A 24,710-nucleotide genomic window follows, 5' to 3' on the forward strand; every position below is an offset into this window, starting at 1 on the left:
CTGCCTTAGGCGTCTGGCGGGTTCAGAATCTTTAAGAAGAAGAAATAGAATTAATCGGTATCTGCAGATTTTACATCCCGCTCAATAAATTCCCTTTCCCTAACCGAGCCACCAACTACTATAGCTGCGCTAATTAACACCAGGTTTTTAATAATATACTGGCCTTCGGTAGTTAGCACAAATGGAAAATTTTCAAAGCAAACTTCAGGTAAAATAATAAAAGGTAAAAATGTTCCGGGCATTTGTAATACCAGTAAAACAATTGCCAGCCTTAGCGTGCGTTTAGAGAGTAAAAATACGCCTATTAAAACCTCCCAAACCCCTAAAAAAGGAATAAAAAATTCAGGATCAAACCAAAAAACAGTAGCTGCAATAAGTTCCTGCGCCGGGCTATCCCAAACCACTTTTAAAGCTCCAAACCAAATAAAATTTATGGCCAGTGAAAATCGTAAAATGGGTTTCCCATATTTATACATCCAATGGCTAATTTGGTAATCCAGTTTGCTGAATTTGGCAGTATTTTCTTTCATTTTTTCCTTCTTGAATTTCAAAATTGCGGAATATTTACCTGCTTCAAAAGCACATCAGTAATTATAGGATTTATTTAACAGCGCTAAATTTTATTACAGCCATTTATTTATGAATTTTAAGGGAACCAATAAAAAATTATAATTATGAAAGATGACGGAAAGAAAAAAGCTTCCAAAAATAAGAAGCATGAAGACCTGGAAAAAAATCGGGAAGACGGCCAGGAACAGTTTTTAACCACCAACCAGGGCGTTAGAATTAATGATAATCAAAACTCTCTTAAAGCTGGAGACCGGGGCGCTTCTTTGCTGGAAGATTTTATTTTAAGAGAAAAAATCACCCATTTTGACCACGAGAGAATTCCAGAAAGAATAGTACACGCTCGCGGTTCTGGAGCCCATGGATATTTCCAGGTATACGAATCTATGGAGAAATATACCAAAGCCGGTTTTTTACAGGATCCATCTAAGAAAACCCCGGTATTTACAAGATTTTCTACTGTGGCTGGATTTAAAGGTTCAACCGATTTAGCCCGGGATGTACGCGGTTTTTCAGTTAAATTTTATACCGAAGAAGGAAATTATGACCTGGTAGGAAATAATATCCCGGTGTTTTTTATCCAGGATGCTATAAAATTCCCAGATCTAATTCACGCTGTAAAGCCAGAACCACATAATGAAATTCCGCAGGCAGCTTCAGCACACGATACGTTTTGGGATTTTGTTTCCCTAATGCCAGAGTCTATGCATATGATTATGTGGGCTATGAGTGATAGGGCAATTCCAAGAAGTTTAAGAATGATGGAAGGTTTTGGCGTTCATACCTTTAGATTTGTAAATAAAGAGGGAAAAGGAACTTTTGTAAAATTCCACTGGAAACCATTGTTAGGAACTCACGGAGTTGCCTGGGACGAAGCACAAAAAATTTCAGGAAACGATCCCGATTTCCATAGAAGAGATCTTTGGGAAGCAATAGAAAACGGCCAGTTCCCAGAGTGGGAGTTAGGAGTTCAATTAATTCCTGAAGAAGATGAGCATAAATTTGATTTTGATCTTCTAGATGCTACAAAACTAGTTCCGGAAGAGATGGTGCCGGTAAAGAAAATTGGTAAAATGGTGCTAGACAGGAATCCCGATAATTTCTTTGCAGAAACCGAACAGGTAGCCTTCCACCCCGGCCATATTGTACCCGGAATAGACTTTACTAATGATCCGCTACTCCAGGGTAGGTTATTCTCTTATACCGATACCCAACTGAAGCGACTGGGAGGACCAAACTTTCACGAAATCCCAATTAACCGGCCAATTGCACCAATGCACAACAACCAGCGTGATGGGCATATGCGTCAGCAAATAAATAAAGGACAAACCAGTTATCAGCCAAATTCTTTAGGAAATGGCTGCCCATTCCAGGCCAAGATTGCAGAAGGCGGATTTGATAGTTATCCTGAAAAAGTTGATGCTAAAAAAGTACGTGAACGCAGCGAAAGTTTTAAAGATCATTTTAGCCAGGCTACTTTGTTCTTTAACAGCCAGAGTGAAGTTGAGCAGCAACACATTATTAATGCTTTCAGTTTTGAACTGGGAAAAGTAGATGTGGCAGAAGTAAGGGAAAGAGTACTTGGTTTATTAAACGAGGTAAGTAAAGAACTGGCAAAAGAAGTTGCATCTAATTTGGGAATGCCTGTACCAAAGAAAAAAACACAATTAAATCATGGAGTTCCTGCAGATTTTGATCCAGAACGTTATGAACCTACTAAGAGCAATCCGTCTTTAGATAAAGACCCTGCATTAAGTATGATGCGCAATGGATTTGGAAATATTGCAACCAGAAAAGTAGCGTTTTTATGCGCAGATGGTGTAGATGATAAATCGGTTAACGATATGAAGAGAGCCCTGGATAAAGAAGGGGCGATGGTAAAAATTCTTGGGCCAAATTCTACTGAAGTTAAAACCGCCGATGGTAAATCACTAAAAGTAGATGAAGCTTTTAGAACCAGTGCTTCTGTAGTATTTGACGCTTTTTATGTTCCGGCTGGTGAAAAAGCCCATATGGCACTGAAAAAAATTCCGAAAGCAATTCATTTTTTAAACGAAGGTTACAAGCATTGTAAACCAATTGCTACAGCTCAGGAAAACGGTTTAATTGAAGAAACTTATTTCTGGAATAAACTGGATAAGAAAAACCTTGCTGAAGATGGGGTGATTGTAGGAAAAGATAAATCATCAGAATTTATTAAAGCTATAGGACAACACCGTTTCTGGAAAAGAGAGGAAAAAGATAGTATTCCTGCATAATTTTTTCTGAAATATGTTATAAATATTGAGACTGTTTGAAAAGTTTTATAAGTCGTCATTCTGAATTTATTTCAGAATCTAAGATTTTATAATTTAAACAAATTATAAGCTGAAACAAGTTCAGCTTGACGGAATTAGACTTTTCAAACAGTCTCTTTTTTAATCCTTATCCTTTCCACCAAAAAGTCGTTTAAAAAAGCCTTTCTTTTTCTTTTTTTCTTCTTTTTCTGGTTTTTTGGTTTCATCTTTATCACCACCTCCAAAAAGTCGCTTAAAGAAACCATCGCGTTTTTCAGGATCGCAATCCATCATTTCTTTAATTTCAACAGAAAGAGGTGCAAATCTTGCCTGTGTAATATCATTAAAGTCGGGGTCGTTATTCATTTTCTGCATTAATTTTGCAAAAACCGGTAAAGCCGAATTAGCACCCTGCCCAATATAAGTGTTTCTAAACCCAATTCTGTGATCGTCAGCTCCTACCCAGGTTACGGCTAGAAGATTTGGGGTTATTCCCACAAACCAACCATCTTTGTTATTTTGGGTAGTTCCCGTTTTTCCAGCAATATCGTTTCTTAATCCGTAAGTTGTTCTTAACCTGGTTGCTGTACCTTCATTTACCGTGGCTTTCATCATTTCTATCATGATCTTCCTGTTGGTTTCAGAAAGACTTCTGTTATCAGAAATTTCAGGTTTAAATTCGGCTAAAATATTGCCCTCGCCATCTTCTATTTTAGTGATATAAAAAGCTTTGCTGGTTTTTCCGTTATTTGCAAAAGGAGTGTAAGCTTCGGTTAATTCGGTTAAATTTAAAGAGGCAGTTCCCAGTGCAATAGAGGGCACTCGGGGTAAATCTGATTTAATTCCCATTGCTTTAGCCTGGTTCACAACATTTTCAATACCAGTTTCCATAAGCACTTTAACCGCAATGGTATTCATAGACTTACTTAATGCTTCTTTTAAATTGTAATTCATATGCGGATCTTCTTCTTCGCTACCGGAGTTTGAAGGGGTCCATCCCTTTGCATAAGTGACCTCCCGGGCCGAAAAATATTCACAGGGTTCTATACCGTTTTCTAAAGCCGCGGTGTACACAAAAGGCTTAAACGTAGAGCCTACCTGGCGCTTACTTTGGGAAACATGGTCATACTGAAAATGTTCAAAATTTACCCCGCCAACCCAGGCCTGTACAGCCCCGGTTTGTGGGGTTACCACCAACATTCCCGCATTAAGGAACTTGAGATAATGGGCAACACTATCTCGTGTACTTATATTTTTGGTTTCTGTACCTTCATAACTGAATAATTCAGTTGGATGTTCCTGGGTTAAAACATCCATAATTTCAGTCTCACTACGACCTTCTTTCTCAAGATTTTTCCAGGCTGAAGTTCTTTTTAAAGCATCGTTTACAATTTCACGGTTGGTTAACCATGGCGCTGCGCTTCCCCAGGCATCCTCGTGTTGTTTTTGTAAATTTTGTAAATGTCCTTTTAAGGCTTCTTCAGCTAAAGTTTGCATTTTTACATCCAGGGTAGTGTGCACACTCAAACCGTCCCGGTAAATATTGAATTTCTTTCCGTCTTTATTTTTAAGCGTATCCAGAATTTTACTTACATCTTTTCTAACCTGTTCCCTAAAATATGGCGCAAGCCCTTTATCGTGACTGTAATTTTTATAATTTAATACCAATTCGAGTTGCTTGGCTTCCTGTACTTCTTCTTCAGTTAAATATCCATATTTTCCCATTTGTTCGAGAACCACGTCCCGGCGTAACCGACTTCTTTCAGGAAAAATCCTTGGATTATACGAATGGGAAGCTTTTAAAGTTCCTACCAAAACCGCAGCTTCTTCAAGATTTATTTCTGAAGTATGCTTTCCAAAAAATTTCATAGAAGCACTCTCAATTCCGAAAGTGTTGTCACTAAAAGGAACGGTATTAAAATAGAGCCTGATAATTTCTTCTTTTGAATAAATATCTTCCAGTCTTTTGGCAATAATGGCCTCCTGGAATTTATTTACCACAATCCCTAAAGCACCGTAATCTTTTCTTCCGTAGATATTTTTGGCTAATTGAAGACTAATGGTACTCCCGCCGCCGGCCGAATCATCCTGAAGCAGAATTGATTTAAAAACAACACGTAATAAACTTCGATTATCGATTCCATCATGTTCAAAAAACCGTGCATCTTCGGTAGCCACAAGGGCATTTATTAAATGGGTTGGGAGTTCTTTATAGGTGATAGGTTGCCTATCAAACACATAAAATTTGCCAATAAGATCTCCGTTTTTGGCCAGAACTTCGGTTGCCCTGTTTTGTTTAAGCTCTTTTAATTCGGTAGAGGAAGGGAGTTGGCCCCAGGCTCCAAAATAAATACTTGCAAAAAACAGAAAAAATAGAGCAAAAAGGCTTAGAAGTATTATTAGAGCCCATTTTATTTTGGGAAATTTTTTAATCTTGTTTAGCATAGGAGGTTTAATTGATACAAATAAACAAATACCATACAAACCAAAATTAAATTTTAAAGATATTTTAAGTTTTTTTAAAATTCAGACATTCAGCAATATCCAAATCTTTGAAAATAAAAAGCCGGCTACTTTTTAAGGTGCCGGCTAAGGTTTACTGAGTTCCATAAGGCGAATGTTTTTAAGGTTAACTCATAGGTCTAAGGTTTAAACACCAGGTGTTCCTGGTAAAATTTTCACGGAACTTGTTACGGGGTTTTTTCCCAAAAACCTGGGGCTCTCGCGTACTTCCACAGTTTAAATTAATATACTCCTGAATTTTCATTGTGTTAAGTTTAAAGGTAACGGCGTTTAATTTCCCAGTTACTACGATTATTGGACTTACTTTGATTTAAAAATGAACGAAGGTTTACTGAATTTTTCATGATTTCTAATTTTTAGTGATTATTTTAAATAACGTCTTTTACTGGTCCAGGTACTTTTAGAGTTCTTCTTTTCCTGGTTAAAAAATGGTCGGCTAATTGTTTCAAAAGTTTTCATAATTTCTAAAATTTAAAGGTTTATATCTAATAGACTCCATTGAATTTGGTTTGTTACAGTACTATGCTATAAATAGTACTAAATTAACTTACTTTTAACAAATAGGGGGTTTTTAGGGGAAGTTTCGGCCGGTATTTTTTGGTAATTTTAAAATCTGGGTGTTAATAATATTTAATTATGGTGGCAGACTTTAATATTAAACCTATTTTAGAAATCAACTTGGAGCGAGTTATATGAAATTGAATAAAATAGTAATTGGTATTGTGGTAGGGGTGTTCATTCTCGCCGGGTGCATTTTCTGGGCTTTTAAAAATAACAGTTACTTATCTTTTGACGACGATAATAAGACCTATACTATTGAGGAGAAATGGAATTTACCCCCAATCCTGCAGGAAATATCAGGCATAAGCTACCTTGGGAATAACGAGGTTGCCTGCATTCAGGATGAAGATGGGATGATTTTTATTTTCAATATAGAAACCTCAAAAATCACATCCAGGATTTCTTTTGGGGAAAGCGGTGATTATGAAGATATAACAGTAATAGAAGACACGGCTTATGTTGTAAGAAGTGATGGTAAAATTTTTAAAGTAGCCGGTTTTAGGGAAAATAATCCCGAAATAAATACTTATCAAATATCTGGATTAGATAGTAATGGCATTGAAAGCCTGGAATTTGATGCTAAAAATAAGCGCTTATTATTTGCGGTTAAAGAATACAACAATAGAAAAGAAACCAAAGGAATTTATACCTTTAATCTTACTATCCAAAAAGTAAATAAGGAACGACTCTTCACTTTAGACGGGCGCGATGAAATTTACCAAAATCTAAGAGGGGGGAAGTCTTCCCAAATTATTAGACCCTCTTCTATAAGGTTTCATCCAACTACCGGTGAATTATATATTTTAGAAGGAAATCAGCCAAAATTAATCATTCTGGACCAGGATGGAAACGAGGCGAAAATTCATCTTCTTGATCCTGAAACTTTTCCCCAGCCTGAAGGTCTTGCTTTTGATGAGGAAAATAGGCTATATATTTCTAATGAAAGTAGGAGACAACCCGCAAATATTTTGAGAGTTAAACTAAACGATTAAATAAATTCTATGCCCGAATCTATTGAAACTACCTCCGTAAAAAAAAGTAAAGCCCCACTAATTGTTTCTGGAATTATAATAGCTGCTTTGATAGCGGCTTATTTCTTTATTCCCGGGGTAAGGGAATTTTTCTCCAACGCCTGGGAGGTGTTAACCAGTAACGATGAAGAGCGTATCACCCAGTGGGTTTCCCAATTTGGGTGGTTGGGCCCAACAATACTTATCCTGGCTATGGTGGCGCAAATGTTTTTAATCGTGATTCCATCAGTGGCTTTAATGGTAGTTTCAATACTGGCTTATGGGCCTTTTTTTGGAAGTCTAATTATTTTCGCAGCTATTTTTTCGGCTTCAAGCGTAGGATATTTTATAGGTCGTTATTTTGGGCCGGTAATTGTTCAAAAGTTAATAGGCCCAAAAAACGAAAATAAAATTGAGGATTTTATTGATGATTATGGCTTTTGGGCGGTAATCGTTACCAGAATAAATCCTTTTCTTTCTAACGATGCCATTAGCTTTGTGGGAGGAATTCTTAAAATGGGTTACTGGCGTTTTATTGGTGCAACCCTTGTAGGTATTGCCCCGCTCACTATTTTTATTGCAATTATAGGTAAAAGCACCGATGGCCTAAAAACCGGACTTCTCTGGGGATCTATTGTAAGTTTGGTTATTTTTATTTTATACGTGTGGTGGGATAAGAAAAAGCGCAAAAAATAGGAGGGAAGCAGTGGTTTTAAGAAATCGTAAATTATTTATTCGCTTCAAATTAAGTAATTTAATTTCTATCACTTATCTTTGTAGAAGTTTAAGCAGTGTCCTAACCAGGATTCTTTACATTTATTGAAGATTAATGGCATTACAAGCCGGGTTACTACCACAAAAATCTTCAGGAAAAAAATTCAAGCTTACTCACTCAATTACTAATTAAAATTAATTAATGGGCAAATCGCAGCAGACATTCAGTAAAACTGAAAAAGAAAAAAAGAAAATAAAAAAGCGTAAAGAAAAAGAGGCTAAGAAGCAGGAGCGCAAAGAGAACTCTAACAAAGGCGGTAATTTTGAAGATATGATCGCTTATGTAGATGCTGATGGAAATCTTACCGACACTCCACCAGATCCTTCTCAAAAAGTTGAAGTTGAAGCCGAAAGTATAGAAATTGGTGTTCCTAAGAAAGAGGATATGCCAGAAGAAGATCCGCAAAGAAACGGAAAGGTCTCATTTTTTGATCATTCTAAAGGTTTCGGGTTTATTATAGATTCAGAAAACAACGAAAAATATTTTGTTCACGTTACCGGATTAATCGATGAGATTGACGAAAACGACAAGGTAACTTTTGAACTGGAACGAGGAATGAAAGGTATGAACGCTGTTCGCGTTAAGCAACAGTAAACTTTCGAACAAACTTTCGAGGTATTTAGAGTATAAATTATTTAATTTTTATACGCTAGCCATTTAAGTATAAAACCTCAATTATCGAGTAATTCTCAACACCCATAAAAGGTTCGGTAATCTTTAATTATTGCTGAACCTTTCTTTTTTATCTTTTTTATCTTTCCTAACGGGGGTGTTTCCCCTTAAAGTCTGGTTTAAGGCTTTATTATTTCAATTAACATGCAAACTAAGAATTTACAGGAAATCCTTGACAAATTGGAGATTTCCCAGCTTAATGCTATGCAGCAGGAAGCTTTTAAAACTATTGCCGAAAACCAAAATACGGTGCTACTCTCGCCAACAGGATCGGGAAAAACCCTGGCATTCCTATTACCCTTACTTGAGATATTAGATCCAGACCTGGCAGAAGTGCAGGCTTTGATTTTAGTGCCTTCTCGTGAACTCGCTATTCAAATTGAACAGGTTACCCGCGAAATGGGTGCCGGTTTTAAAGCAAACGCTGTTTACGGCGGCAGAGCTTTTTCTAAAGATAAAATAGAATTGCAACACGCCCCCGCCATTTTAATAGGTACGCCCGGCCGGGTTGCCGATCATTTTAGAAGGGAAACTTTCTCCACCAAAAATATTAAAGCGCTGGTTTTAGATGAATTTGATAAATCTTTAGAAGTAGGTTTTGAAAACGAAATGAAAGAAATTATTGGGGAGCTTACGGGTTTAGATAAACGCATCCTGACTTCAGCAACGCAAAATATTGATATTCCGGGTTTTGTAGGTCTTAAAAATCCGAAGCGAGTAGATTATTTAAAAGGAGAACAGCCATCCCTGGAAATTAAAACCATACAGGTAAATCCAAAAACCAAATTGCAAAGCCTTGTAAAATTACTTTCTGAAAATGCTAAAGGCTCAGGAATTATTTTTTGCAATTTAAAAGATAGTATAGCTGAAGTAAGTGATTTCCTGGGTGAAAATAATATTAAGCACGGAATTTTTTCTGGCGGGATGGAGCAAAAAGACCGGGAAAGATCACTTATTAAATTTAGAAATGGAACGCATCGAATTTTGATCGCTACCGATCTTGCTGCGCGTGGCATAGATGTGCCCGAGATAGATTTTATAATTCATTATCAATTACCCTTTAAGGCTTCAGAGTTTACCCATAGAAATGGGCGTACAGCGAGAATGCACCAGGAGGGAATTGCTTATGTACTTTCAGATAGAAGAACCCTTCCAGATTTTATTAAATCAAATGATTATGTAATTCAGAATAAGAAACACAATACCGATGTAGTTGAAAAGACTACCTTGTTTATTTCGGGAGGAAGAAAAGATAAAATTTCAAAAGGAGATATCGCTGGACTTTTCTTAAAGCAGGGGAATCTTAAAAAAGAAGAACTGGGACTTATAGAACTGAAACAGGATTGCGCATTTGTGGCTGTTCCAAATGAAAAAGCTGAAGAACTTATTTCAACGCTTAACAATTCCAGGCTTAAAAAGAAAAAAGTAAGAGTGCGTTATATTTAAATATGGAATCCAAACAACCTAATAATCCGTTACACGGTGTTAAACTTGCCGAAATTTTAGAATTTCTGGTAGCAAAATATGGCTGGGAAGAAATGGGGAAACGCATCAATATTAAATGTTTTACGCAAGATCCCTCTATAAAATCCAGCTTAAAGTTTTTACGAAAAACGCCCTGGGCAAGAACCAAAGTAGAGAATCTATACCTTGAATCGCTTTAAGTACTGAATTTCCCTATTTTTACCATTAATGCGGATATCCGTAAAATTAATTCAATAATTACAGATATCTTTGATATTTCGGTTTTGAGGTAAAATCGGAAATTTCGCTAGATATTTTGATGAGAAGCATTCTACAATGGTTAAGATTTAATGGATTAAAGCTAGTAATAGCTTTAATTGCTGGTTTGGTTACTTACCATTTGCTCAACTGGATGTACCTTTTAAAGTTTTAGAGAAAATAAAGGAAAAGGGTAGGAGAATAACCTATTTATTATCCGATAAAAAGGAGTAGTTTTGCCGCTTATTTAAAATAAGAAAAATGAAGCGTGTAAATCAATATAAAAAGCTCTTTAATGTTGAAAAAGAGATCGACCTTAAAGAACTTAAAACCAGTTACCGAAACCTGGTGAAAGAATGGCATCCCGATAAATTTAGGGAAACCGACGAGAAGCACGCCGAAGCCGAAATTAAGAGCAAAGAGATTATAGATGGCTATCACTTTTTGGTAAGCATTGCGCCACAAACTCGCGAAGCCAACCTTGAAGAATATAACCGCACTATAAACGAAGCCGGAATTGCAGATTACCAGCACAAAGGAAACCTACTGGAAATCTCTTTTACCAACGGTACTACCTACGAATATTTTGGAGTGAACAAGAAGCTTTTTATGAAGTTCATCAGTTCAGACAAACAAGTGCGATTTGCGAAAAGAAATATTTATAGTTCTTTTTTATATAGAAAATCTAAGAAAGATCTTGAGTTGGAAACAGCTTAATTAGATTTTAGGCATAAAAAGAGGCTGCTTGAAAGATCTATTTCCGTCAAGCTGAACTCGTTTTAGCTTCTAATATGAAATTAATTATAATCATGTTAGATCCTGAAACGAGTTCAGGATGACGGGTTAAAAACTTTCAAACAGCCTTCTTTCTTATTCAATTATAGTAAACTACCTCGATAAATTACATCGAGTCTTCAGAATCTTCACCGGAAGATTGAGCAATTACATCCTTAATAGATTGATGCCCTTTTTCAATCCCATCGTGTTCCGATTTGATTTCGTCCTGTTCACTCATAATACGTTCGTGAGTTTTTTGCATTTCGTCAAGTTGCGCTTTTTTCTCATCGGTGCTTAAAGAACCGTATTCTTTATTAAGCTCGTTATGACTTCTAATCATTTCTTCGTGAGAAGCCAGGGTAGCCTGGTGGTCTCTAATTTGCCCTTCAAGCTCTGCCAGTTTTTCTAATTGGGTAGAATCTTCCAATTGTTCGAGTCCGCGTAATTCCTGTGATACCTGGTTATGATTGTTCATTAATTCCTGGTGCTTTTGCCTAAGCTCTTCGTGGGTACTCACAATACTATCATTGGCCTTTGTTAATTCCTGTTGTTGCTTTTCCAAATCCTTATTGGCATTATCGTTACAACTTGTAAAACCTATAGCTACAAGGGCTAAAATCATTACAAAATTTCTCATACTCTTAGTTTTTTGGTTTAAGTAATCTAAATTATAAAAAAGGAGAGGAGATAATTTTAATTTGCTGTTAAATAAATGAGGATAATTTATTTGATAAGAGGATGGAGCGGATCTTACTAAAGATTTATTTTTAAACCTGGTTGTATAGAGTGCGATAATTTAAAAGTGTGTATGCCATTTTTGAAAGGGAAGTAGTGGCACCGCTAGCTTTTTTATGGGTGTAGGCTAATGATTACTCAATGGTTAGTATAGTAATAAATTCTTATATTTAGTACTTTAAGTAATCAGTGATGCAGCATTAATAATACATTGAACAAAATTGTTTCTGTAAATTCATTTTGTCTCTAGTACTTATCTAGATGTTTAAGTTTATTAAAATTTAATAAACTGTTTCCAAAACTCACCGTTAAAATATGGATTACCCCTTTTTTTCAGGATTAATACAAAACGTAGCATTGCTTTTGGTTTTCAGTTTTTTATATGCCACAAAGTGGATTGATTCTACCCATTCTAAAAAATTACTCCCCAATGTTTTTGCAGGTATTATTGTTGGGGGCATTGGGGTTCTCCTAATGTTTACGCCCTGGACGTATCAACCAGGACATTATTTTGATCTACGAACAATTTTATTGGCAATAGCCGGCTTATACCTTGGAGCTGTACCCACCATTATTGCCATTTTAATTATAGCAGCTTACCGCTTGTATCTTGGTGGGGATTATGTAATAGCAGGAGTTGGCCTCATTATAATTTCGGGTTTGTTAGGTATTGGGTGGAAATATTTTCAACAAAGGCTAGGGGTCAAAAACAGCATAGTATCTTTATATCTTTTGGGTGTGATAGTGCACGTGTGTATGTTAATTCTGCCCATATTTATACCAATAGAGGGGGCTCTGGCTCTTGTAGAGTTTATGGCTTTGCCTATTTTAATTATATACCCAGTTATCACCGTACTTCTTGGACTGTTAATGAACCGGCAATTAAAAGTTTGGAGAAACCGAAAAGAAAAAGATAGGTTATATGAATCTGAGCAGCGATTTACTAAAATGATGCTGGACATTAATATGGTTTTTATAAATCTTGATATCGACAGCAAGATCATTTTTTGTAATGACTATTTACTTTCAATTACCGGGTATACCGAGGAAGAGCTTATTGGCAAAAACACTGTTGATATTTTTGTGCCTGAAGATGAAAAAGAAACTACGGAAAAAGGTCTTAAAGAATTATTTGAAAATAACAGAAGCCTACATCATTTTGAAAGTAAGATACTCACAAAAGACAATAAAGAACTTTATATCTCCTGGTACAATTCGGTAATTACCGATGACTACGGAAAAATAAAGGGTATAGCCAGTTTAGGAGAGAATATTACAGAGAAAAAAGCCACACTCAATAATCTAAAAGAAGCAAAGGAAAAAGCAGAAGAGAGTAATCGCTTAAAAAGTGTTTTTCTACAAAATATAAGTCACGAAATTCGTACTCCTATTAATGCAATTATGGGTACTATAGACCTATTGAAAGAATCATCGGAGAAAGAGGTTCGTGAAAAGTATTATGAAGTATTACGATTAAGTTGTACGAGATTACTCTCTACTATCAATGATCTAATAGATATTTCCCAGGTGGAAACCCGGCAAATAAAGGTCAATAAATCTAACTTTAATCTTTCTGAAATAATAGCGAATCACCTAAATGTGGCGACGCCTATAGCTGGTAAAAAGAATAACAAAATAGTATGTACCAGCAAATATCTTCATACCAATACCATGCTTTATACCGATAAAAATATGCTTACCAGCATTTTTATCAATTTGTTGAGTAATGCTAATAAGTTTACTGCAGACGGAATTATTGAATTTGGAAGTTTAGATGAACACGGTAATATTGTTTTTTATGTAAAAGATAATGGTATAGGAATTTCGGAAAACCGAATTGGTGTTATTTTCGATCGGTTTGTACAGGCAGATTCGAGTTTAAGTCGCCCACACGAAGGTTCTGGTTTGGGCTTATCAATAGCCAAAGCTTATGCCGAAATGCTTGGGGGTAATATATGGGTAGAATCTGAAGAAGATAAAGGCAGCACCTTCTATTTTAGCATTCCTAAAGATGAAGTCACTACCACAACAACCCATACCAATAAAGAGAATAACGAAATAACCCAGCTACCAAACCATAAGATTTTAATTGCTGAAGATGATAAATTGAATTATTTAATTCTGAAAAAGATCGTCGAAAATATGGGGGTAACCAATATTCTACATGCAGAAAATGGTTTAGAAGCAGTTGAAATGGTTAAAAAAGATACTGAAATCTCTTTGGTGCTCATGGACATAAAAATGCCAAAAATGAGTGGCGAAGAAGCAATTCAAAAAATAAGAATTTTTAATCCAACTATTCCTATTATTGCCCAAACGGCATTCGCCATGCCTAATGACAGGGACAAGTTTATTGAGATTGGGAGTAATGATTATATTCCAAAGCCAATTGATAAAAACGAATTGAAGCGACTTTTGAAAAAATATCTTCCAGCTCACAGTACGATATGATTAATGGATAGTATGTTATTATAATATCGAGAATTAAATAGATATAAAAAAGAACTATAATTTATATTATGTAAAATAGAATATTTTAGAGCTGAAACTTATCTTTCATTTAGAACCTACTCCTCTTCTTCTAACTCACTTAACCTTCCCTGGTAAGATATAAACGAACGCTGGCTGCTATTCACCCTGGTATTTACATTTCCTTCAGGAAAAATATTTATTGAAAAATCCAGATTCTCAGTATCCTGGTCGGTAGAAAATTTTATTATTTGGGAATTATTCTTTCCGCTGCTAATTTCAAAATCCTGTAACGGGCCGTTATAAATTATGCCGCCTTCATTATTATAACCACCGCCAGAAAAACGTTCACCAAAAAATGGCAGAAATAAATTCACAGAATCTTTTTTAAAGCGTATAAAATTAGTATTTCCTATCAGGTTAATTCTACCACCAGACATCGGGTTGAGCCAATCGTGCTCAATTTCAAATTCCATGCTTTCAATTAAAGCTTTGGTTTCAGCAATTTTAGTAGTATCAGCACTACTACCACAACTTTGCAGTACAATTAGAGCAAAAATAATAGTTAAATATTTGATTTTAAGGTTCATAATCAACTTTATAAGATTCTTAGCTTAAGATACAATCTTTAACTTTTTATTACTCTTAAAAGACTTTTAAATTCGTAGTTCACGAATTTTTCCAAGCTATTTTATTGATAAATATAGTTCTAATTTATCTTCAACTAAAAAATAAGTTTATGCACTTAAAAATATTCTTAAACCTTTGCTAAGAATCACTTAATTGATTTGGGTACTTAGAGAATTATGGGTTTATTGGTACTACTAAAATAAACTTATTTATGGAAGCAATATATCAGTTCGTAAAACTCGATAAAAGCGAATCACTACAGGAGTTCGCTCAAAAAAAATTAGATAAACTGGAGAATAAATATGACTGGATCGTGAAAGCCCAGGTGTATTTTAAAAAGGAAGAAGTCCAGGATCCTAAAGGTTATATTTGTAATATTAAATTGAGTGCTCCCGGGCCTCAAATTTTTGCCGAATCTAACGAAAACTCTTTTGAAGCTGCAACCTCTGAAACTATTAGAGATTTGGAACGGCAGTTATCAAAAAGAAAAGGCCAAATGAAAACACATTCAAACTAAGAATATTTTCAGTTTAATTCATAAAAAACCCTGATGTAACTCACATCAGGGTTTTTTTCGTCCTACAATTGTTTCAGAAACCAGGTAGATAGTAATCAGAATATCCAGAAGTGAATTCGGGAATATCAATTTTTATTTTGTTTCGGCTTCTTCAGCATCTTTGGCTTGATCTTCACCAAGTTCGTTTGCTTCAATACGTTCTTTAAACTCATTAATAATTCCACCTTTTAGTAAAATATTAATTTGTCTGTCGCTCATACTGTGTTTTGTTTCAAACTCCAGTTTATCACCATTTGCTTTTCTAACAATTACCTTAATATTATTTCGGTTTATGATATCTTCCCGCAGGTTTCTAAAAATTATTTGATCGTCCTGATCTATTTTTTCATAATCTGCGATGTCTAAAAATTCCAACGGAAGAATACCAAAATTCACCAGGTTTTGCCAGGCAATTCTTGCATAACTATTTGCAATTACCGCTACCTGTCCTAAATATTTTGGGGCAATTGCCGCGTGCTCCCTACTGGAACCTTGCGCATAATTATCTTTAGCAACTACAATATGGCCGCCGTGTTCTCCTTTAGCTTTCATTGCACGATCATAAAAACTTTCGTCAATAACCGTGTAAGAAAATTTACTAATTTCTGGCAGGTTACTTCTAAATGGCAGTACCTCTGCTCCTGCTTTTAAAATTTCATCGGTAGAAATATTATCACCCATTTTCAGCATAACCGGTACGCTGTATTTATCCTGCATAGGCTCAATATATGGGAGCGATTTAATATTTGGACCTTTTTGAAGTTCAACTTTAGAACCATCTTCTGGAGGAGCAACCAGCATATCTTCTTTAATAATCTGAAATTCGGGATATTCAAATTTAGGATACTTCATATTATAAAGCTTTTCCATATCCCTTGGATCGGTAATTTTTCCTGTTAAAGCTGAAGCTGCTGCTGTTTCTGGACTACATAAATGTACCTGGTCATCTTTTGTACCGGAACGATCTGGGAAGTTTCTGGGCATAGTACGCAAACTAATAGTTCCAGATGCCGGTGCCTGTCCCATTCCTATACAACCCATACATCCTGACTGGTGAAAACGCGCTCCTGCCTTGATTAAGTTCGCAAAAGCTCTATTTTCTATCATATTCTGAATAATTTGCCTTGAAGTTGGGTTAATATCTAAAGAAACATCACTACTAACCGATTTATCTTCTACTATAGCACCTGCCACCCAGAAATCTCTTAAACCGGGATTGGCTGAAGAACCAATAACTACCTGGCTAATTGATTTTCCTGCAACCTCCCTCACTGGAACAACATTTCCAGGACTGGTTGGTAAGGCAATTAAGGGAACCAGTTCATCTAAAATTATTTCTTCGTGAAGATCGTATTCACAACCTTCATCGGCTACCAATTCTCTCCAATCATCTTCACGTTCCTGAGATTTTAGAAATCTTTTTGTCTCGTTATCACTTGGGAAAACGGTGGTGGTAGCACCAAGTTCAGCACCCATATTGGCAATCACGTGACGATCCATAGCACTTAAATTCTTAAGTCCGTCGCCATAATATTCTATTACTTTGCCAACTCCGCCTTTTACATCGTGACGGCGAAGCATTTCAAGAATAACATCTTTAGCACTTACCCAGTCTGGTAATTTTCCGGTAAGTTTTACGCCCCAAACTTTTGGCATTTTCACGAAATATGGTTGTCCTGCAATCGCTGCCGCAACGTCAAGTCCACCAGTACCAATGGCCAGCATTCCTAAAGAACCTGCAGCCGGAGTGTGGCTATCTGAACCTACCATAGTTTTACCCGGTTTCCCAAAGCGTTCCATATGTACTGGATGGCTTACACCGTTTCCGGGTCTACTATACCAAAGTCCGAATTTTTGCGCTGCCGAAAGTAAAAACAAGTGGTCATCGGCATTTTTAAAGTCGGTTTGTAGCAGGTTGTGATCTACATATTGCACGGCTACCTCGGTTTGAGCTTTTTCGAGCCCCATAGCTTCAAGCTCTAATTGTACCAGTGTTCCCGTAGCATCCTGCAGTAATGCCTGATCTATTTTTATTCCTATTTCCTTTCCGGGAATCATTTCTCCCTTGAGCAAATGTTCTTTAATTAATTTTTGAGTTACGTTTAATTTAGACATAGTTGGTTATTTTTAAGCTTTAAAATATTACAATTTATAAGAACAAAGGGTGCGTTTAACAATATCTTATATCTTCTACCCTGCCCTAAATACTTAATGTTTAGCGGATATTGAAAACTTTAAACATTAAAAAAGCCACAAATAGAGAAGGTTCTCTTCTTTATTTATGGCTTCAAAAAAAGCTGTTTGAAAAATAGCTGTTGTAATATTCTGAATCTAAGTTGTAAATATTCAACGGGCTACTTTCGAAACAGCTTAATTATATTTTTAACTTCTGCTTAAAGCGTTTAAAATATCGGTTTGCTGACCTTCTTCAATATTGAAACCGGGTTTTCCTTTTCTTGGAAATAAATAGGCAAATTCTTCATCAAAAGCACTCCAGCTTCCTGCCAATCCAAAATCGTCGTTAGATTTATCCATTTTTGGTCTTTTAAAGGTATTTAAATTTGAATTATATGGAGAGCCTTCGGCATCTTCACCCGGGAATAACATTCCATCGTTTACTTCAGAATAAATAACTACTGAAGCGCCACCGTTTCCTGGAAGATCAAAAACTTTTAAACCAAAATCTTTTAAAACTCCTTTGCGTTCTGTTATATCTTTGGTTTTAAAACTGTCTTTAAAATTGTTGCGTGGATGTGCAAAAATTGGTGCGCCACCGGCATCTTCAGAAATTGTCTTTAGATCGGCATAAGCATCTTTTAAAATAGCATCGCAAGTAATTAAAATACCTTTTATTTTATACCCATCGGTTACCAGCTTTTTTATAGCATCTTTAGAAGATTTTTCAACTACATCAATAAGCAGTATATCCTGCCTGTTTATATGTCTAATAGCGTAACCCTGGTTAAAAACGCCATCTTTTTCTTCACCTTTAATAATAAATGTGTCTGGGATTAACTTTAAAAATTTACCGGTTTCACCTTTTTCAACAAATTCGGCACTTTGGCTGTGCAGCACTTCCATCTTATCAACAGTCTTCATAATCAAAATCGTTTTAAATTAGTTGTTTCAAGATACAAATAAGGCTATGTTTTCACAATGCTGAAGTCGGGTTTTAGGACAGATTTAACGAGACAGCGTAAGCTGAAAAATTACCGTGGTGGGAAAGGCTAAACGGAATTTGCAGATTATCACCCCCGTAGCTCACAAATGGTACTCCCTGCTGGTCTTTACTTATGTTAAGGGATTCTAATGGAATTCCTCTCTGCTCAGCAATTTTTTGAAGCAACCTGAGCCTGGAATTTTTATTTTCTGAAATAAGGGAAAACTCAGTGTTTCCGGTAATTGTATGAATCATATTTGGAAAAAGAATAGAATTTATTACAAAAACATCTTCTTTATAGCACACCACTCCCCTTGCCTTATCAGGATTAATTTTAACCTGTTCGCAAACAAATTGCTTCGGATTATAAAAACGCTTCAGCTTATATTTACGCTGAACCGCTTTATAAACCGCCTCTTTCATACTCCAAAGCAACCAGACATTTAATTCAGGATCTTCTGAATTCTGAATAAAAGTTTGTTCTTTTTCCGAAAATAATTTCTGAAGAAAGCCTTCTCTTTGCCAGTTACTTTGAGCCCGAATCAGGTTAAGGTCTATGATATCGTTGCCAATCACGCTGAAGCAAGTTTGCGCTCAATAATATTTTTAGCATCGCCCACAGTGAGCATACCTTCCATAGATTCGTTGTCTATTTCAATATTAAACTCGTCTTCAACATCCAAAATCACATCTACCAGGTTAGCCGAATTTACTTCCAGGTCTTTAATAAAATCGGTTTTTTGGCTAAAATTTTCCAGGCCTTCCTTGCGTTGGGTATAAGGCGTGACGATCTTTTTGATAGCATCCAATATTTCTTTTTCTTTCATTTTTTGTAATAAATAGCTTTATATTTTTTTAAAAATAACTACGGAATTTACATCCCCAAATCCAAAACTGGATTTTGCCAGAATATTAGTTGGTATCTCTAAAGTTTTCCTTGGAATTTTCTCTTCTGAAACCAAATTTGCTATTTCCGGTTTCAGGTCTTCGCAATTCACATTTCCGAAGATAAAATTTTTATCCATCTGTAACACACTTGCAACACATTCTATACTTCCCGAAGCGGCCAGGCAATGCCCGGTCATTCCCTTTAAAGAATTTATATACGGAAAATCACTTCTTTTCAATGCTTTCTTCCAATTCTCAATTTCCAGCGCATCTTTAGTGGTTGCGGTAAGATGCCCATTAATCACGTCGATTTCCTCTGATGAAATGTTAGAAAAATGAATAGCTTCCTTAATACAACGAATAACCGCTTCGCTATTAGCAGCCGTCATACTGCCACCACCCCGCTGGCCACCACTATTTACAGCACCACCTAAAACTTCGGCGTAAATTTTCGCGCCCCGCTCTTTAGCCGATTCGTATTCTTCTAACACCAAGGCCCCTGCTCCACTGCCGGGCACAAGACCTGCTGCCGAGGCGCTCATTGGCCGGGAAGCTTCAGTAGGATTTTTGTTATATTTTGAAGGTAAAATACGCATGGCATCAAAACCGCCCCAAACATAAGGGCCGTGATCGCTGCAGCTTCCAACTAACATTCGCTTTGCTTTTCCGGCAGCAATTCTTTCAAATCCCATTAATAAAGCTTCGGTGCCCGTGGTACAGGCCGAGGAGTTAGTAGTTACCTGATTTCCGCAGCCTAAAATACCGCCTAAATAAGCGCTAATTCCACTGGCCATAGTTTGCATAACGCTGGTACTTCCCAACCTTCTGGTTTTCCCGGCATCTATTAAATGAATCGCTTCCCGAAATTTATCTACACCTAGAATTCCGGTGCCAAAAACAATTCCGCAGTCCCAATCTGGTTGTTCGTTATCTCCAATTTTAAGTCCTGCATCCTGCCAGGCATCGGTTCCGGCAATTACCCCGTACACAATCCCGCTGGAATTAAGTCCGCGTAGTTGTAAAGACGTAAAATATTCAGCTATTTTTTCTTCCGAAAGTTGTGGTTTTCCAGCAATCTGGCAACTAAAGTTTAAACGTTCCAGTTCCTCTTCAAACCTAATCCCACTTGCGCTTTTTCTAATTGCATCTTCAAAATTAGCCAGCCCAACACCATTTGGTGCAACCACACCCATTCCTGTGATGACTACGCGCTTTTTCATTTAAATAAATTTCTAAACAGATTCGTTTTTAATCATTCCGGCAATCTTTCCGCGACAAATTAGCTTATCTTTCTTGCTATACATTCTTACTTCACATTTCAATTTATTAAACCTATAAAACAACTTTTCTGAAACTACTTTTACCGTTTCCCCGGGAAAAACCGGCAAGTAAAAATCTACTTCAGAAGAACTTAAGGCAAGTTTAATATTTTCAGAATTAGTTTTTTCATTTCCCAGCAGGAAAATCCCCAGGCATACCACGCCAATTTGCGCCATACATTCAGTTAAAATAACACCTGGCGTTACCGGATTATTTTTAAAATGCCCTTTATAAAAAAAAGAATTTTCTGGAAATGTATAAATTCCTTCAGCAGATTTCTCATTTACGTTCAACAATTCATCTATAAATAGGAATGGCTTTGAATAAGGTAATTTTTCGAGTATGTTTTTATAATCCAATCGCTGCTTATTTTAAATGTTCCCCACCATTTACCGGAATAATAGTCCCCGTAATCCAACCGGCTTCGTCTTTACTCAATAAATAAACCACATTGGCCACATCATTTGGAACGGTAAGCCTTTTAAACGGATTATGTTTTAGCGCGTGGTTGCGTAAAGTTTCGTTCCCGGGAATCATCTGGAAAGACCGGGTAACCGTAACTCCCGCCTGGATACAATTTGCGCGAATACCGTAAGGAGCAAATTCCAGGGCGATATTTCGGGTTATAGATTCTAAGGCTACTTTTGCTGCAGAAACCGCGGCGTAATTGGCCCAGGCTTTTTTATTGCCTTCACTGGTAAACGATATAATCCTGGCATCTTTTGCAAAAAGATTAGCTTTGAAAATAGCTTTTGTCCAATCGTAAAGGCTAATAGCCATCGCATCTATAGTAATTTGAAAATCTACATTATCTAAAGTAGGTTCATCACCGGTCATAGGTTTTAGGTTTCCCTTTGCAATACTATGTACCAAACTTCTAATTTTGCCTTCTTTTCCTAAGATCTTAGCAATTTCTTCAATTAAATTTGCTCGTTTTTCAGCGTTTGTAGCATCCACATTAAAGCTTTCAAACTTAACATCCTGTTCTCTAATATCTTCAAAAGCTTCTTCTATTTCGGCTATATCGGTTCTTCTATCACGGTGTACTATAATTATATTCATCCCATGATGGGCGAGTTTTCTGGCGGTGGCAAAGCCAAGGCCTGTACTTCCGCCTAAAATAATTGCCCAGTAATTACGATCTTTAAACTCTGTTACCATTCCAATAAAATTCTTTGTGCCGAAAAACCTGGACCAAAACTTAACATTAAGCCTTGCTCGCCCGGTTTTGGCTGATTTTTCATAAATTCTTCTAACACAAACAGCACCGTTGCACTGCTCATGTTCCCGTATTGCTTAAGCACCTCACGGGTTTTATCAATATTCTTTCCTAAGTTACCAAAAAGATCTTCAACTGTTTGTACAATTTTCTTTCCGCCGGGATGAAATATTAAATGGTCTACTTTTTCAATATTTGAGTTGAATTTTTTCAAAAACGGATGAACAATTTCAGGAAAATGGGAAGCTATAGTTTGCGGCACGCTTTCATCTAAAATCATTTTGAGGCCGTGGTTGGTGAGATCAAAACCCATTAAATGGGTGGCTTCATAAAAATGATACATTTCTTCACCCAGAATTTTCGGCCCTGTAGCGTTTTCCTCTGAAGATAGCAATACACAAGCGGCACCATCTCCAAAAATTGCAGCGCTCACCATATTGGCCATCGAGAAATCATCTAACTGAAATGTAGCCGTAGGACTTTCAACTGCAATAACGGCCGCTCGTTTTCCCGGATTTGCCTTAAGAAAATTCGCGGCATACATTATTCCTGAAATTCCTGCCGCGCAGCCCATTTCGGTAACCGGGAGCCGGGTAATATCCTGGCGTAATTTTACTTCATTGATTAGGTAAGCATCTAAGGAAGGAATCATAATCCCGGTGCAACTCACGGTAATTATAAAATCGATTGAATCTGCTTCCCACTTATTATTCTGTAAAGCTTTTTTTAATACATTTTTGCCGAGTTTCTTAACTTCCCGTATATAAATATTGTTTTTATCTTCAAAAGAAGTTGCCGTGAAAACTTCTTCGGGATCCATTATAGAATAGCGTTTATCTACCGCAGCACCTTCAAAAATCTTCAATACTTTTCGTCGATAGCGATCATTTTGGTCCTGAAGCCAGGTTTCTACCAACGGTAAAATATCTTTGGTTTCCCGGGCATACTGCGGTAATTCTTTTTCTACGCCTGTAATTTTTACACTCATATTTTATCTTTCTGAATAATCCATTGGTAGCGAAATGCCCACTTCCAGCTAATTTGATGATTGGTTTGCGGAATTTTCCCGGCAAAATCTTTTAATTCTTCTTTTTTAAATCCTCTTAAGATAGATGTCAACCCATCTTTTCGCGCAATCTCGTTGTTGATAAAAACTGCGCAAAAAACCTGAAATAACCTATACGCAAGTTTGGAGCGATGTAAATCGTTAATCACCACACCCAGCCTGGATTGTTGATTAAAAAGGTTTAGTAAAGCTGAAATTTCACCGTTTTTAAAATGATGTAGTGTTAAGGTACACAAGATTATGTCGCTATAAAAATTTTTAAATTCCAGGCTAAAAATATCTATAGATTTAAAATCAATTTCGGGATAGTCTATAGACATTTCTTCAGCAATTTTGATGGCATAGCTATTGGCATCAATGCCGGTAAGTTTAAATTTATAGCCGTTCTTCCTTCCCCATCTCGCGATTTCCCGAAGTACAGCACCATTGCCGCAACCCACATCAGCAATGTGGATTTCTTTCGTTTTCGAATGGTTTTGTACAATATTTTTTACTCCTTCTAAGGTGATTTTATTCCCACCCAACCATTTGTTTATGTTATCCAGGTCACGTAAGGTTTTGTCCAGTTCTTTTCCCTGGAGGTCAAAATCGTCCATAATTTCAACCGCGTTTGTTCTTTTTGAGGTATCTATGCTCATACTAAGGGTTGCCCGTGGGTTTTACTAATGATTTTCTCTAACAGGTACGGAAATTTTTTAACGAGCTGCTGTGAAGTTGAAGCTAAAAATGGATTGATCAATATTTTCTGAAGGATTCGTCCAGTCTTTAATCGGATTTCGAAATGCGTATTCCAGTTTTGTCGGTATTGATTTTCCAGGTTTTTGCGGTCTAAATTATTTCCGTGGAAATTATTTAAAACAGCTTCTGAAGCGATTTTTCCAGAATGAATAGCCATAGCCATCCCATTACCACAAAGCGGGTGAATTAAGCCCGTAGCGTCACCCAGCATCAAAATATGATTGTTGATCAGGGATTTTTTATGAAAAGAGATCTGAGCAATACTCAGGTCTTTTTCAAATAGAGGTTTAGCTTTTTTAAAGAAACCTTTTAAATAAGCATTCTGAAATAAAACTTTTTCCTTGAATTCTTCGGTATTCCTGTATTTTTTGAAGCTTTTATACGAAACCATATAACAGGCGTTTACTGCGCCGGTTTCAGTTTTTGATAATCCGCAGTAGCCGCCTTCAAAATTGTGTAGCGCCACTAAATCTGGAGGAAATTCTGGCTTTTCATAATGTGATTTTATAGCGAGCCAGGAAGATTTTTCCTGGATAAATTCCCGTCCCAGGCTTTTATCGAGATTAGATCTTTTTCCAAAAGCACCTAATACTATAGGGGTTTTTAGTTGTTTTCCTGAAGAAAGTTTCAGTGTAAATTCATCATTTTCAAAATTTATATTTTCAACTGATTCAATTAGAGTTTCTGCTCCATTTTCTTCAGCTTTTTTAAAAAGAAAATCATCTAAAGCATAACGGCTTAAGCCCATTCCGCCCAGGTTTAAAGAAGTTTCTATCGATTTTGCATTCTGGGTACTGTAAAGGAGTTTATGAATTTTTACCGGGTTTAAATCTTTTTCGAGATCTATATCCAGGGAATGGAGATAAGGAATTACTTCGTTAGAAAGGTATTCCCCACAGACTTTATGTCTGGGATATGCTTTTTTCTCTATAAGCAAGACACGTTTTCCTGCCCGGGAAAGATGAATGGCAGCAGTTAATCCCGCCAGGCCTGCACCTACTATAATTACTTGAAAATCTGCCATTGGTTGAAGATAAATAAATACA

The 24,710-nt window shown here is 36.5% G+C and carries 23 protein-coding genes; 9 read left to right on the top strand and 14 right to left on the bottom strand.

Features of this window, described 5'->3' with window-relative positions:
• Positions 1–50: 50 nt before the first annotated feature.
• Positions 51–530 carry a hypothetical protein gene (locus B4F31_RS14145; protein ID WP_075326829.1) on the bottom strand — a complete coding sequence of 160 codons (480 nt, stop codon included), beginning with the start codon at positions 528–530 and terminating at the stop codon, positions 51–53.
• Positions 531–674: 144 nt separating this feature from the next.
• On the opposite strand from B4F31_RS14145, the gene katE reads away from it, so the two are divergent.
• Positions 675–2,825, top strand: coding sequence for a catalase HPII (gene katE / locus B4F31_RS14150; RefSeq protein ID WP_286761564.1), 2,151 nt, complete (start codon positions 675–677; stop codon positions 2,823–2,825).
• Positions 2,826–2,984: 159 nt separating this feature from the next.
• Here katE and B4F31_RS14155 read toward each other — a convergent pair whose 3' ends face one another.
• Positions 2,985–5,288: a transglycosylase domain-containing protein gene (locus B4F31_RS14155; protein ID WP_286761565.1), complete on the bottom strand. Its 2,304-nt coding sequence runs from the start codon at positions 5,286–5,288 to the stop codon at positions 2,985–2,987.
• 770 nt (positions 5,289–6,058) lie between these two features.
• Between B4F31_RS14155 and B4F31_RS14160 the strand changes: the two genes are divergently transcribed.
• The 6 genes from B4F31_RS14160 to B4F31_RS14185 all read left to right on the top strand — a co-directional run bounded on the left by B4F31_RS14160 (position 6,059) and on the right by B4F31_RS14185 (position 10,823).
• On the top strand, positions 6,059–6,919 hold the full coding sequence (locus tag B4F31_RS14160) for an SdiA-regulated domain-containing protein (protein ID WP_075326832.1): 861 nt from the start codon (positions 6,059–6,061) through the stop codon (positions 6,917–6,919).
• A gap of 9 nt (positions 6,920–6,928) precedes the next feature.
• A complete protein-coding gene (locus B4F31_RS14165) occupies positions 6,929–7,633 on the top strand; it encodes a TVP38/TMEM64 family protein (protein WP_075326833.1) in 705 nt (234 codons plus the stop codon).
• Between the two features lie 220 nt (positions 7,634–7,853).
• Entirely contained in the window at positions 7,854–8,306 is a 453-nt protein-coding gene (locus tag B4F31_RS14170; RefSeq protein WP_037321592.1) for a cold-shock protein, read from the top strand.
• A gap of 222 nt (positions 8,307–8,528) precedes the next feature.
• Positions 8,529–9,830, top strand: a complete 1,302-nt coding sequence (locus B4F31_RS14175; RefSeq protein ID WP_286761566.1) for a DEAD/DEAH box helicase — start codon at positions 8,529–8,531, stop codon at positions 9,828–9,830.
• Between the two features lie 2 nt (positions 9,831–9,832).
• Positions 9,833–10,048, top strand: a complete 216-nt coding sequence (locus tag B4F31_RS14180) for a VF530 family DNA-binding protein (RefSeq protein WP_075326835.1) — start codon at positions 9,833–9,835, stop codon at positions 10,046–10,048.
• Between the two features lie 319 nt (positions 10,049–10,367).
• Positions 10,368–10,823 carry a KTSC domain-containing protein gene (locus B4F31_RS14185; RefSeq protein WP_075326836.1) on the top strand — a complete coding sequence of 152 codons (456 nt, stop codon included), beginning with the start codon at positions 10,368–10,370 and terminating at the stop codon, positions 10,821–10,823.
• Positions 10,824–11,007: 184 nt separating this feature from the next.
• Here B4F31_RS14185 and B4F31_RS14190 read toward each other — a convergent pair whose 3' ends face one another.
• Positions 11,008–11,520, bottom strand: a complete 513-nt coding sequence (locus B4F31_RS14190; protein WP_286761567.1) for a hypothetical protein — start codon at positions 11,518–11,520, stop codon at positions 11,008–11,010.
• Between the two features lie 413 nt (positions 11,521–11,933).
• Between B4F31_RS14190 and B4F31_RS14195 the strand changes: the two genes are divergently transcribed.
• Positions 11,934–14,069, top strand: coding sequence for a LytS/YhcK type 5TM receptor domain-containing protein (locus B4F31_RS14195; protein ID WP_286761568.1), 2,136 nt, complete (start codon positions 11,934–11,936; stop codon positions 14,067–14,069).
• A 116-nt stretch (positions 14,070–14,185) separates the two neighbouring features.
• Here B4F31_RS14195 and B4F31_RS14200 read toward each other — a convergent pair whose 3' ends face one another.
• Positions 14,186–14,677 (bottom strand): DUF4251 domain-containing protein, encoded by a 492-nt coding sequence (locus tag B4F31_RS14200; RefSeq protein ID WP_286761569.1) that lies wholly within the window; start codon positions 14,675–14,677, stop codon positions 14,186–14,188.
• 251 nt (positions 14,678–14,928) lie between these two features.
• Here B4F31_RS14200 and hpf point away from each other — a divergent pair, with 251 nt between their 5' ends.
• Positions 14,929–15,234: a ribosome hibernation-promoting factor, HPF/YfiA family gene (hpf, locus tag B4F31_RS14205; protein ID WP_075326840.1), complete on the top strand. Its 306-nt coding sequence runs from the start codon at positions 14,929–14,931 to the stop codon at positions 15,232–15,234.
• A gap of 132 nt (positions 15,235–15,366) precedes the next feature.
• On the opposite strand, the gene B4F31_RS14210 is transcribed toward hpf, so the two are convergent.
• The 10 genes from B4F31_RS14210 to B4F31_RS14255 form a co-directional block, all read right to left on the bottom strand.
• A complete protein-coding gene (locus B4F31_RS14210; RefSeq protein WP_286761570.1) occupies positions 15,367–17,388 on the bottom strand; it encodes an aconitate hydratase in 2,022 nt (673 codons plus the stop codon).
• Positions 17,389–17,655: 267 nt separating this feature from the next.
• Entirely contained in the window at positions 17,656–18,372 is a 717-nt protein-coding gene (locus B4F31_RS14215) for a hypothetical protein (RefSeq protein WP_075326842.1), read from the bottom strand.
• 73 nt (positions 18,373–18,445) lie between these two features.
• Entirely contained in the window at positions 18,446–19,009 is a 564-nt protein-coding gene (locus tag B4F31_RS14220) for a 4'-phosphopantetheinyl transferase superfamily protein (RefSeq protein ID WP_286761571.1), read from the bottom strand.
• Positions 19,006–19,260 (bottom strand): phosphopantetheine-binding protein, encoded by a 255-nt coding sequence (locus B4F31_RS14225; RefSeq protein WP_075326844.1) that lies wholly within the window; start codon positions 19,258–19,260, stop codon positions 19,006–19,008. The genes B4F31_RS14220 and B4F31_RS14225 overlap by 4 nt, the downstream gene beginning before the upstream one ends.
• 18 nt (positions 19,261–19,278) lie before the next feature.
• On the bottom strand, positions 19,279–20,541 hold the full coding sequence (locus B4F31_RS14230; RefSeq protein ID WP_075326845.1) for a beta-ketoacyl-[acyl-carrier-protein] synthase family protein: 1,263 nt from the start codon (positions 20,539–20,541) through the stop codon (positions 19,279–19,281).
• A 12-nt stretch (positions 20,542–20,553) separates the two neighbouring features.
• Positions 20,554–21,000 carry a 3-hydroxyacyl-ACP dehydratase FabZ family protein gene (locus B4F31_RS14235; RefSeq protein ID WP_286761572.1) on the bottom strand — a complete coding sequence of 149 codons (447 nt, stop codon included), beginning with the start codon at positions 20,998–21,000 and terminating at the stop codon, positions 20,554–20,556.
• A gap of 7 nt (positions 21,001–21,007) precedes the next feature.
• Positions 21,008–21,802, bottom strand: a complete 795-nt coding sequence (locus B4F31_RS14240; RefSeq protein ID WP_093302682.1) for an enoyl-ACP reductase FabI — start codon at positions 21,800–21,802, stop codon at positions 21,008–21,010.
• Positions 21,796–22,848, bottom strand: a complete 1,053-nt coding sequence (locus B4F31_RS14245) for a type III polyketide synthase (protein WP_075326848.1) — start codon at positions 22,846–22,848, stop codon at positions 21,796–21,798. The genes B4F31_RS14240 and B4F31_RS14245 overlap by 7 nt, the downstream gene beginning before the upstream one ends.
• A complete protein-coding gene (locus B4F31_RS14250) occupies positions 22,845–23,564 on the bottom strand; it encodes a methyltransferase domain-containing protein (RefSeq protein WP_286761573.1) in 720 nt (239 codons plus the stop codon). The genes B4F31_RS14245 and B4F31_RS14250 overlap by 4 nt, the downstream gene beginning before the upstream one ends.
• Entirely contained in the window at positions 23,561–24,688 is a 1,128-nt protein-coding gene (locus B4F31_RS14255; RefSeq protein WP_286761574.1) for an NAD(P)/FAD-dependent oxidoreductase, read from the bottom strand. Before B4F31_RS14255 ends, B4F31_RS14250 begins: the two co-directional genes overlap by 4 nt.
• Between the last annotated feature and the right edge of the window lie 22 nt (positions 24,689–24,710).

The sequence above is a fragment of the Salegentibacter sp. UBA1130 genome, from assembly GCF_002311535.1.
Classification (GTDB): Bacteria; Bacteroidota; Bacteroidia; order Flavobacteriales; family Flavobacteriaceae; genus Salegentibacter; species Salegentibacter agarivorans.

What these genes read in the sequence shown, in the direction of transcription:
- B4F31_RS14145 (WP_075326829.1), bottom strand. Translation starts at nt 530, where the DNA reads ATGAAAGAAAATACTGCCAAATTCAGCAAACTGGATTACCAAATTAGC.
- katE (WP_286761564.1), top strand. Translation starts at nt 675, where the DNA reads ATGAAAGATGACGGAAAGAAAAAAGCTTCCAAAAATAAGAAGCATGAA.
- B4F31_RS14155 (WP_286761565.1), bottom strand. Translation starts at nt 5,288, where the DNA reads ATGCTAAACAAGATTAAAAAATTTCCCAAAATAAAATGGGCTCTAATA.
- B4F31_RS14160 (WP_075326832.1), top strand. Translation starts at nt 6,059, where the DNA reads ATGAAATTGAATAAAATAGTAATTGGTATTGTGGTAGGGGTGTTCATT.
- B4F31_RS14165 (WP_075326833.1), top strand. Translation starts at nt 6,929, where the DNA reads ATGCCCGAATCTATTGAAACTACCTCCGTAAAAAAAAGTAAAGCCCCA.
- B4F31_RS14170 (WP_037321592.1), top strand. Translation starts at nt 7,854, where the DNA reads ATGGGCAAATCGCAGCAGACATTCAGTAAAACTGAAAAAGAAAAAAAG.
- B4F31_RS14175 (WP_286761566.1), top strand. Translation starts at nt 8,529, where the DNA reads ATGCAAACTAAGAATTTACAGGAAATCCTTGACAAATTGGAGATTTCC.
- B4F31_RS14180 (WP_075326835.1), top strand. Translation starts at nt 9,833, where the DNA reads ATGGAATCCAAACAACCTAATAATCCGTTACACGGTGTTAAACTTGCC.
- B4F31_RS14185 (WP_075326836.1), top strand. Translation starts at nt 10,368, where the DNA reads ATGAAGCGTGTAAATCAATATAAAAAGCTCTTTAATGTTGAAAAAGAG.
- B4F31_RS14190 (WP_286761567.1), bottom strand. Translation starts at nt 11,520, where the DNA reads ATGAGAAATTTTGTAATGATTTTAGCCCTTGTAGCTATAGGTTTTACA.
- B4F31_RS14195 (WP_286761568.1), top strand. Translation starts at nt 11,934, where the DNA reads ATGGATTACCCCTTTTTTTCAGGATTAATACAAAACGTAGCATTGCTT.
- B4F31_RS14200 (WP_286761569.1), bottom strand. Translation starts at nt 14,677, where the DNA reads ATGAACCTTAAAATCAAATATTTAACTATTATTTTTGCTCTAATTGTA.
- hpf (WP_075326840.1), top strand. Translation starts at nt 14,929, where the DNA reads ATGGAAGCAATATATCAGTTCGTAAAACTCGATAAAAGCGAATCACTA.
- B4F31_RS14210 (WP_286761570.1), bottom strand. Translation starts at nt 17,388, where the DNA reads ATGTCTAAATTAAACGTAACTCAAAAATTAATTAAAGAACATTTGCTC.
- B4F31_RS14215 (WP_075326842.1), bottom strand. Translation starts at nt 18,372, where the DNA reads ATGAAGACTGTTGATAAGATGGAAGTGCTGCACAGCCAAAGTGCCGAA.
- B4F31_RS14225 (WP_075326844.1), bottom strand. Translation starts at nt 19,260, where the DNA reads ATGAAAGAAAAAGAAATATTGGATGCTATCAAAAAGATCGTCACGCCT.
- B4F31_RS14230 (WP_075326845.1), bottom strand. Translation starts at nt 20,541, where the DNA reads ATGAAAAAGCGCGTAGTCATCACAGGAATGGGTGTGGTTGCACCAAAT.
- B4F31_RS14240 (WP_093302682.1), bottom strand. Translation starts at nt 21,802, where the DNA reads ATGGTAACAGAGTTTAAAGATCGTAATTACTGGGCAATTATTTTAGGC.
- B4F31_RS14245 (WP_075326848.1), bottom strand. Translation starts at nt 22,848, where the DNA reads ATGAGTGTAAAAATTACAGGCGTAGAAAAAGAATTACCGCAGTATGCC.
- B4F31_RS14250 (WP_286761573.1), bottom strand. Translation starts at nt 23,564, where the DNA reads ATGAGCATAGATACCTCAAAAAGAACAAACGCGGTTGAAATTATGGAC.
- B4F31_RS14255 (WP_286761574.1), bottom strand. Translation starts at nt 24,688, where the DNA reads ATGGCAGATTTTCAAGTAATTATAGTAGGTGCAGGCCTGGCGGGATTA.